Source organism: Corallococcus exercitus, assembly GCF_003611585.1.
Classification (GTDB): Bacteria; Myxococcota; Myxococcia; order Myxococcales; family Myxococcaceae; genus Corallococcus; species Corallococcus exercitus.
In genome coordinates this window covers 18858-28404 of the sequence record NZ_RAVW01000081.1, presented here as the reverse complement: position 1 = coordinate 28404, position 9547 = coordinate 18858, and the positions used below count along the sequence as shown (strand labels likewise).

3 protein-coding genes are annotated in these 9547 nt (G+C 72.3%); all 3 read right to left on the bottom strand.

Features of this window, described 5'->3' with window-relative positions; all coding sequences use genetic code 11:
- A partial coding sequence (locus D7W79_RS12895) for an MFS transporter (protein ID WP_120525670.1) occupies positions 1-1356 on the bottom strand: 1356 nt, incomplete at its 3' end.
- 91 nt (positions 1357-1447) lie between these two features.
- Positions 1448-6229: a type I polyketide synthase gene (locus tag D7W79_RS12890; RefSeq protein WP_158616955.1), complete on the bottom strand. Its 4782-nt coding sequence runs from the start codon at positions 6227-6229 to the stop codon at positions 1448-1450.
- A complete protein-coding gene (locus D7W79_RS12885) occupies positions 6222-9545 on the bottom strand; it encodes a non-ribosomal peptide synthetase (protein WP_120525671.1) in 3324 nt (1107 codons plus the stop codon). Before D7W79_RS12885 ends, D7W79_RS12890 begins: the two co-directional genes overlap by 8 nt.
- Positions 9546-9547 lie beyond the last annotated feature (2 nt).

Sequence of the window (9547 nt, the reverse complement as noted above, 5' to 3'; positions counted from 1 at the left end):
GGTGTCCGGGGCGGGGGACGCGTCAGGCAGGGCGTCCGGCAGCTCGCGGTCCAGGTTGCGCAGGCGCGGGTTGGTCCAGGCGAACGCGACGTTGGTGAGCGTCACCAGCCCCAGGACGATGAAGATGACGGCGATGCCGCGCCCCGGGCCCACGCCCAGGAGGCGGCCCATGGTGCCGGCGAGCGCGCCGCCCTGGGCCATGGCCGGCTCGAAGAGGTCGTCCGCGAGCGGCCCGGCGATGAGGCTGGCGAACGGCGACATGCACAGGGTGATCATCCGCTTCACGGCCGCGGCGCGGCCCTGGAGGTCCGCCGGAATCTTGCGCTGCCAGATGGACTGGCTGCTCGCCACCATGGGCGGCATGGTGAACAGGTAGAGCGCGGCGGCGGTGGCGACCAGCGGCACGCTGGGCGACGGCGCGGCCATGAAGAGCACCAGGCCCGACACCATCTGGAACCCCAGGATGCCGTGCAGCTGGTTCTTGGGGCCGCCCCACACGCCCATGCCGACGGCGCCCAGGAGCGCGCCCACGCCCGCCACCGACGCGATGATGCCCAGCGTGGAGATGTCCGTGAAGGCCAGCACCAGCGGGGTGATGAGCAGCACCACCAGGTCCATGCACAGCACGGCCACGACGGTGAAGCCCAGCAGGGACATGAGGCCCTTGCGGCTGCTGATGAAGCTCCAGCCCTGCTTCATCTCCGCGAGGATGGACCCCTTGCCCTGCTGACCCTCCACGGACGCCGGGGGGCGCGGGAAGCGGACCATCAGCAGGGTGATGATGGCGATGGTGAAGCTGCAGACGTCCACCGACAGCACGCCCACCAGCCCCACGCTGTCGATGAGCGCTCCGGCGATGATGGGGGAGAGGATCTGGCTGGCGCCGCTGGCCACCTCCGCCATGGCGTTGGCGCGGCCCAGGTGCTGCTTGGGCACCAGCAGCGTCACCGTGGCGAAGAAGGCCGGCCAGCGGAAGGCGCCGAAGCACGCGCCGAAGGACACGGGCAGGTAGAAGTGCCAGGCCTTGAGCTGGATGAGGCCTTTGCTGTCCGCCAGCACCAGGCCGAAGATGATCAGCGTGCTGAGGCCGTTGCCCATGTCCGCCAGCAGCATGGCGCGGCGGCGGTCCCACCGGTCGATGAGCGTTCCGGCCAGCGGGGCCAGGATGACCATGGGCGCGAACGCGAAGAAGGACAGGAGCGCGAACTGCGTGGTGGAGCGCGTGTCCAGGAAGACCTTCGCGCCCACGCCGAAGGCCGTGAGGCCGGAGCCCAGGATCGAGATGAGCTGACCAAACCAGGTGATCCAGAAGACCCGCATGGGCTGGGTGATGGTCAGGCGTTGCGCGAGGCTCATTCCACGTCTCTTTCTCCTGGGGGGCAGGAGGGTCAGGGGCCCGCGCACGGTACTACGGGAGTGCGCGCGGGCCCGGCGTTCCTAGGGGATTTCAGCCCTGCTCCAGCTCCGCGAGCATGGCTTCCAGGGCTTCCGGGTCGAGCTGGCTTGCGCTCGCCTCCACGATGGCCACCGTCATCACCTCCACGGTGGGGGACTCGAAGAGGGCGCGCATGGAGAGCTCGACCTGGAAGGCCTCGCGGATGCGCGACAGCAACTGCACGCCCAGCAGCGAGTGGCCGCCCAGTTCGAAGAAGTTGTCGGTGATGCCCACGGACTCCACGCCCAGCAGGTCCTGCCAGAGCGCGGCGACCTTCTCCTCGGTCTCATCCCGAGGGGCGACGAAGGCGTTGGCGAGCGGGGGACGCGGGTGCTTGCCGCTGGCGCTTCCGCCCGCACGGGCGGTGGTGGTGCCGTCGCGCGACACCTGGAGCCGAGCTTCCAGCGAGCCTCGGGACGCGAGGAAGCGTCCGCCGGTGGGCTGGGTGAGCAGTGCGCGCAGGAGGCGGAAGCCCTCGGTGGGGGAGATGACGGCGTCGGGCCGGAAGCCCTCGCCCACGCCCCACACGTCCCAGTCCACGGTGTACCAGCGGGTGCCGCCGAGCCGGGCCTGCCGGGCCGCCAGCGCGTCCATGCCGGCGTGCGCCGCCGCCACCGCGCTGACCGCCATGCCGCCCAGCACCACGGTGAGGGAGGACTGCACCACGACGAAGTCCGGGCGCCGTGATGCCAAGGCCTCCGCCAGCTGCGTGAGGCCTCCGAAGCGGCCGGCCAGCAGCGGGGCGGTGGCCTCCGGCGTGGACTCGTCCACGGAGATGCGGGTGGCCATGCCGCCGTCGCCCGCCGCGTAGAAGACGCCGTCGACGCGGCCGAACCTGGCCTCCGCCACCTGGAGCGCCTTGTCGAGCTGACCGGGCACGCCCGCGTCCGCGCGCAGCGCCAGCACCTGCGCGCCCGACTGCTCCAGCGCGCGCATGCGTTCGATGGCCTTGGACGTCGCGTCCTGGGCGTCATGGCCCGCGCGCCACGCGTCCCATTCGCCGGGGGCGGGGAGCGTGCGGCGCGACAGCAGCACGAGCTTCGGCTTCACCGCCTGCGTGAGCTGCTCCGCGAGCGCGAGCCCCACGCGACCCAGGCCGCCGACGATGACGTAGACGCCGCCGTTCTTGAGGCCCGTGGACTGCGCGGTGGAGGCGGAGCCATGGGAGGCGCCCGGTCCCGTGACGCCAGCTGCGGACGCAGTGCCGGTGGAGCCCGGTCCCGTGGTGCCAGCGGTGGACGCGGTGCCGGGTGCCGTGGCGCCGAGCGTGGTCGCTCCGGGCCCGCCCAGGGTCGTGGTGCCGAGCACCGGCGCGGAGCCACTGGCCGCGGCGCTGGTGGCCGCTCCCTGCCCGGGAGCGCCTTGCGGCTCCGAGGAATCGGCGCCCGTGCTGACGGGGAGGTCGAGGGGCTCGAACCCTTCGACATGGCGGTACGGGCCGCGCAGCGCGACCACCGCTTCCTTGCCGGTGGCCAGCTCCGTCACCAGCCGCTCCAGCCACGGGCCGGACGCGGACTCGTCCGGCGCGGGCCAGGTGACGTCGACGGCGCGCACGGTGAGGCCGGGGTACTCCTGCGGCAGCACGCGGCTCGCGCCCACGGCGGCCGCCTGCCAGGGCAGCAGCGGCTCCTCGCCCGTGACGTCCTGGGCGCCGGTGGTCACCACGTCCAGCGTGACGGGCGCCTTCGCCGCGCCCGGACCCACCGCCTTCGCCAGCCCGAGCAGCCCGTGGAACGACGTCGCGAGCCCCGACTCCAGGTCGCGCGGCTCCTTCACCAGCGGCCACAGGTACGCGACGTGCGCGGGCGCCCAGTCCTCACCGCGCAGCCGCTCCAGGTGCTCGCTCACCGCGTCGGGCGAGGCCACGTCCACGCCGAAGCGCTTCGTCACCGGATCCGACGCGCCCTGGCCCGCGACGAGCGACACCACGTCCGCGCCCGCCTGGCGCAGCCGCTCCGTCACGCGCGAGGCCACCGGCGTGTCCGCCTCCAGCACCAGCCAGCGCTGGCCGGAAAGCGACGGGACCTGCGGCGACGCACGCGTGCGCGGCCACGATGGGACGGTCAGCTCCACGCCCTGCGCCGGAGCGGTCCGCGCGGCGGTGGCGGCGCGAGGCAGCGCGGGCGGCGGACCCTTGAGCAGGTCGTAGCGCTCGCGCTGGAAGGGATAGGCGGGCAGGGGGATGCGGCGGCGGGACTCGCCCTTGTAGACGCGGCCGGCGATCGTCTTCGCGCCCGCGAGCCACAGCTTCGCGAACGCGTCCGTGGCGTGCGTCAGCGCGTCCTGCTGGGCGTCACGCGGCGCGGGCAGCGTCGTGAGGATGGCCGGGAACGTGCCCTCCTTCGCGTTGCGGCGCACCAGCGTGGCCAGCGCGTTGCCGGGACCGACCTCCAGGAAGACGTGCTCGGGGTCGTTCAACAGCAGCGTCGCCGAGTCCTGGAAGCGCACGGCGTCGCGCAGGTGGCGGGCCCAGTACGCCGGGCTCACCGCGTCCTCGGGCGTCACCCAGGTGCCGGTGACGTTGGACAGGTAGAGGTCCTTCGGCTCCTTGCGCGCGACCTTCGCCACGGCCTGACGGAACTCCTCGACGATGGGGTCCATCATCGTGGAGTGGAACGCGTGCGACGTGTGCAGCCGCGACACCTCCACCTTCTGGGCCTCCAGCTTCGCCTGGAGCGCGTCCACCGCGTCGGTGGGGCCCGCCACGACGGTGAACCCCGGCGCGTTGACTGCGGCCACGGAGAGGCGCGCGTCCATCAGCGGGGCCAGCGCCTCCGGCGTCAGCCGCACGGACAGCATGGAGCCGGCGGGCAGCGACTGCATCAGCCGGCCGCGCGTGGCCACCAGCGCCAGCGCGTCGTCCAGCGAGAACACGCCCGACAGGCACGCGGCCACGTACTCACCGATGCTGTGGCCCACCATCGCCTGCGGTGTCACGCCCCAAGACGCCCAGAGCTTCGCCAGCGCGTACTCGATGACGAACAGCGCGGGCTGCGTCAGGGACGTCTGCTTGAGCTGCTCCGTGGCCTTCTCGCGCCCGTCCGCGGGCGGATAGAGCACGGTGCGCAGGTCCAGGCCCAGGTGCGGCTTGAGCTTCTCCGCGCACGCGTCCACCTCCGTGCGGAAGGTGGGCTCCTGCTCGTAGAGGCCCCGGCCCATGTCCACGTACTGCGAACCCTGACCGGAGAAGAGGAACACCACCGGCCGGCGCGTGTTGAGGCCGGAGCCACCCAAAAGCCGCCGCGCGTCCCGCAGCGCCGCCTTCGCGTCCGCGACGTCCTTGACCACCACCGCGCGGCGGTGCTCGTGGATGTGCCGGCCCACCTGGAGCGTGTAGGCCACGTCCGCCAGGGACACGTTCGGCTTCGCGTCCAGGTGCGCGGCCAGTTGCTCCGTCGCCGCGTCCAGCGCCGCGGGCGTGCGGGCGGACAGGGGCAGCACGTGCCACGCGCGGCGCGACGGCGCGGGGGCGGCGGTCTTCGGCGCCTCCTCCAGGATGACGTGCGTGTTGGTGCCGCCGATGCCGAAGGCGCTCACGCCCGCGCGGCGCGGCCCGTTCGCGGACGTCCACGGCCGGGGCTGCGAGGGCACGAAGAAGGGCCCCGCGTCAAAGTCGATGACGGGGTTGGGCTGCTGGAAGTGGGGGCTCGCGGGAATCTCGCCGTGCTCCATGGCGAGCACCGTCTTCACCACGCCCGCGATGCCGGCCGCCGCGTCCAGGTGGCCGATGGCCGCCTTGAGCGAGCCCAGCGCCACGCGCTTCTGGCCCGTCTGCTTGCCGCCGAAGGCCTGGTTGAGCGCGGCCACCTCTATCGGGTCGCCCAGCGGGGTGCCCGTCGCGTGGGCCTCCACGTACTGGATGTCCTCCGGCGTGACGCCGGAGATGGCGAGCGCCTCCGCGATGACCGCGGCCTGGCCCTCCACACTGGGGGCGGTGAAGCCCACCTTGCCCGCGCCGTCGTTGTTCACCGCCGTGCCCAGGAGCACGCCGTGGATGGTGTCGCCGTCCTTCAGCGCGTCCGACAGCCGCTTGAGCACCACCACCGCCGCGCCCGCGCCGCGCACGGTGCCGTTGGCCTTCGCGTCGAACGCGCGGCAGTAGCCGTCCGGCGAGAAGATCATCCCCTCCTGGTAGAGGTAGCCCGCCGTCTGCGGGAAGGACACGGACGAGCCGCCCGCGAGCGCCATGTCGCTCTCGCCGGACAAGAGGCTCTGGCACGCCAGGTGGAGCGCCACCAGCGAGCTGGAGCACGCCGTCTGCACCGTCGCGGCGGGACCGCGCAGGCCCAGCCGGTGGGACACGCGCGTGGCCACGTAGTCCTTGTCGTTGGCCAGCATCACGCCGAACGAACCGGCCGTGTCCATCAGGTCCGGCTGCCGCATCAGCGCGCGCAGCAGGTACGAGCTCAGGCTCACGCTCGCGTAGACGGCCACCGCGCCCTTGAAGCGGAGCGGGTCATAGCCGGCGTTGTCCAGCGACTCCCACGCGCACTCCATGAAGATGCGCTGCTGGGGGTCCATCAGCTCCGCCTCGCGCGGGCTGTAGCCGAAGAGGCCCGCGTCGAAGTCCGTGGCGCCCTCCAGCACGTAGCTGGAGCGAACCCACTGCGGATGGGCGCGCAGGGCCTGCGGAACGCCCGCGTCGTCCAGCTCCGCGTCCGTGGGCACGCGGCGCGCGTCGCCGCCGCGCCGGAGCATCTCCCAGAAGCCCTCCAGCGTCTTCGCACCCGGTAAGCGGCCCGCCAGGCCGACGATCGCGATGCGCTCCTCGCCACCACCCACTGCGTCACTCATCCGCGTCTCCATCCGTTTCCACCCGACCGCGCGAGGCTCCCGCGCGGCGGTTGACCGTGCGTCGCGCCTCGGCACGGGAGCGGCCCGCCTGCGCCGCGTCCTCCGAGGGCGTGTCCTCCCGGCGCGACAGCCGCGCCGCCAGTGCCCGCACGGTGGGGTACTGGAAGAGGTCCGTCAGCGCCAGCGTCACGCCCAGCTCCGCCGTCAGTCGGCGGTGGAGCTGGAGGGCGAGCAGCGAATTGCCACCCAGCTCGAAGAAGGGGTCGTCCAGGCCCACCCGCTCCACGTGGAGCAGGTCCTTCCACGCCTGGGCGATCTGCTGCTCGATGGCCGTCCCCGGCGCCACGAAGGGGCGGGCCGGATCCGTTCCACCCAGCTCCGGCGCGGGCAGCGCCTTGCGGTCCGCCTTGCCGTTGGGGCTGAGCGGCATGCGCTCCAGCACCACGACGTTGGACGGGACCATGTACTCGGGCAGCCGCTCCAGCAGGAAGGTGCGCAGCGCCGCGGCCTCCGGCTTCGCGTCCTTGCCGGTGACGTAGGCCACCAGCCGCTTCTGGCCCGGCCGGTCCTCGCGTGCGAGCACCACCGCCTGGCGCACCGTGGGGTGCTTCTCCAGCGACGATTCAATCTCGCCCAGCTCGATGCGCAGGCCGCGGATCTTCACCTGGAAGTCCGCGCGGCCCAGGTACTCGATTTCTCCGTCCGGCAGCCACCGCGCCACGTCGCCCGTGCGGTACATGCGCGCGCCGGGCACCGTCGCGTACGGGTCCGGGATGAAGCGCTCCGCAGTGAGCGAGGGCCGCGCCAGGTAGCCGCGCCCCACCTGCACGCCGCCGATGTACAGCTCGCCCGCCGCGCCCTGAGGCACCGGCTGGAGCTCCGCGTCCAGGATGCGGATCTGCGTGTTGTCCACCGGCCGGCCAATGGGCACGGAGCGGCGGCCGTCGTTCGCCTTGCACGCGTGGAACGTCACGTCCACCGCGGCCTCGGTGGGGCCGTAGAGGTTGTGCAGCCCCGCGCCGGGCAGCGTGCGCAGGCACAGCTCCTTCAGCTCCAAGGGCAGCGCTTCACCGCTGCACACCACGCGCTTCAGCGACGTGCACCCGGCCACGCCCGGCTCGTCCAGGAAGGCCTGGAGCATGGAGGGCACGAAGTGCAGCGTGGTGACGGACGCGGAGGCAATCAGCCCCTTGAGATAGCCCGGGTCCTGGTGTCCGCCGGGCTTCGCGACCACCAGCTTCGCGCCCGTCATCAGCGGCCAGAAGAACTCCCAGACGGACACGTCGAAGCTGAACGGCGTCTTCTGGAGCACCACGTCCTGCGGCATGAGCTGGTAGGCGGACTGCATCCACAAGAGGCGGTTCACCACCGGGCCGTGCGCGTTCATCGCGCCCTTGGGGCGGCCGGTGCTGCCGGACGTGAAGATGATGTACGCCAGCGAGTCCGGCGTCGCGGTGGGCGCGGGCGCGGTGGTGGGCTCGCGGGCAATCTTCTCCCAGCCCGTGTCCAGCTTCACCACCTTCGCGTCCGCCGCCGGCAGCCGCGACAACAGCCGCTCCTGCACCAGCAGCACCGGCGGACGCGCGTCCTCCAGCATCCAGCCCAGGCGCTCCTGCGGGTAGCCTGGATCCAGCGGCACGTAGGCGCCGCCCGCCTTCAGCGTGCCCAGCAGGCCCACCACCATCTCCAGCGACCGCTCCACGCACAGGCCCACGCGGACCTCCGGCCCCACGCCATGCTTGCGCAGCGCGTGCGCCAGTTGGTTCGCGCGGGCATCCAGCTCCCGGTAGGTGAGGCGGCTGCCCTCGAACTCCAGGGCGACGGCGTCCGGCGTGCGCTCCACCTGCGCCGCGATGAGTGACGTGAGCGTCGCTTCCTTCGGGTGCGTGACGGCGGTGTCGTTCCAGTCCTTCATCACGCGCTGCTGCTCGGCGGAAGGCAGCAGCGGCAGGCGGGAGATGGGCAGGTCCGGCTGCGCGACGATGCCTTCCAGCAGCGTGAGGTAGTGGCCCAGGAGGCGCTCCGCCGTGGAGCGCTCGAAGAGGTCGGTGCTGTACTCGGCGGTGACGCGCAGGCCCTGGGGCAGGTCCACCAGCAGGAGCGACAGGTCGTACTTCGTCGTGCCGGTGTCCACCGGCTTCGCCTCCATCAGCACGCCCGGGGCCTCCAGGGCCGGCATGGGCGCGTTCTGCAGGACGAACATCACCTGGAAGATGGGCGAGTGGCTGAGGTGCCGCTCCGGCTTGAGCGCGTCCACCAGCCGCTCGAAGGGGATGTCCTGGTGCGCGTACGCGTCCAGCGTGGACTCGTGCACGCGGCGCAGCAGTTCCTTGAACGTGGGCTTGCCGGACAGGTCCGAGCGCAGCGCCAGCATGTTCACGAACAGGCCGATGAGCCCTTCCACCTCCGCGCGCGGACGGCCCGCGATGGGCGTGCCCACCACGATGTCGTCCTGCCCGGTGTAGCGCGACAAGAGCACGTTGAACGCGGACAGCAGCGTCACGAAGAGGGTGCGGCCCTCGCGCTGGCCCAGCGCCTTGAGGGCGTTGGTGAGGGCGGGGGACAGGTGCATCACCTGCCGCTCGCCCTTGGAGCTCATCAGCGCCGGGCGCGGCTTGTCCTGGGGCAGCTCCAGCAGCGCGTGCGGGTTGAGGCGGTTCTTCCAGTAGGTGAGCTGGCGCTCCAATTCCGCGCCCTGGAGCCAGTCCTTCTGCCACACCGCCCAGTCCGCGTACTGCAAGGGCAGCGGCTTCAGGGGCGAGGGCTGGCCCTCCAGGCACGCGCGGTACAGCACCGCCAGCTCGTGCACGAGCACGCCCATGGACCAGCCGTCGGAGACGATGTGGTGCTGATCAATGAGCAGCACCTGCTCGCCGTTGCCCAGCAGCATCAGCACCGCGCGCAAGAGCGGCCCCTGCTCCAGGCTGAAGGGCTGCTGCGCGAGCGCCACCACGCGCCGCTGCGCCTCCGCGTCGCGCTCGGACACCGGCAGGCCCTGGAGGTCCATCACCTCCAGCGGCACCTCACCCGTGGAGGCGATGACCTGCACGGCGCCGCCCTCACGCTCCTGGAAGGTGGTGCGCAGCGTGTCGTGCCGCTCCACCAGCAGGGCCAGGGCGCGGCCCAGCGCGTCCGTGTCCACGGTGCCCGTCAGGCGCACCGCGGTGGGCATGTGGAACGCCGCGCTGCCGGGGCTCCACTTGTCCAGGAACCACATCCGCTCCTGCGCGAAGGACAGGGGCGCCTGCTTCGAGGCGGGGCGCGACTTGTCCTTCAGCAGCTGCGCCAGGCGTGCTCGCTTCTCTTCGGGCGTCATGT

Coding starts and splice junctions, on each gene's coding strand:
- D7W79_RS12885 (WP_120525671.1), bottom strand. CDS start 9,545: ATGACGCCCGAAGAGAAGCGAGCACGCCTGGCGCAGCTGCTGAAGGAC.
- D7W79_RS12890 (WP_158616955.1), bottom strand. CDS start 6,229: ATGAGTGACGCAGTGGGTGGTGGCGAGGAGCGCATCGCGATCGTCGGC.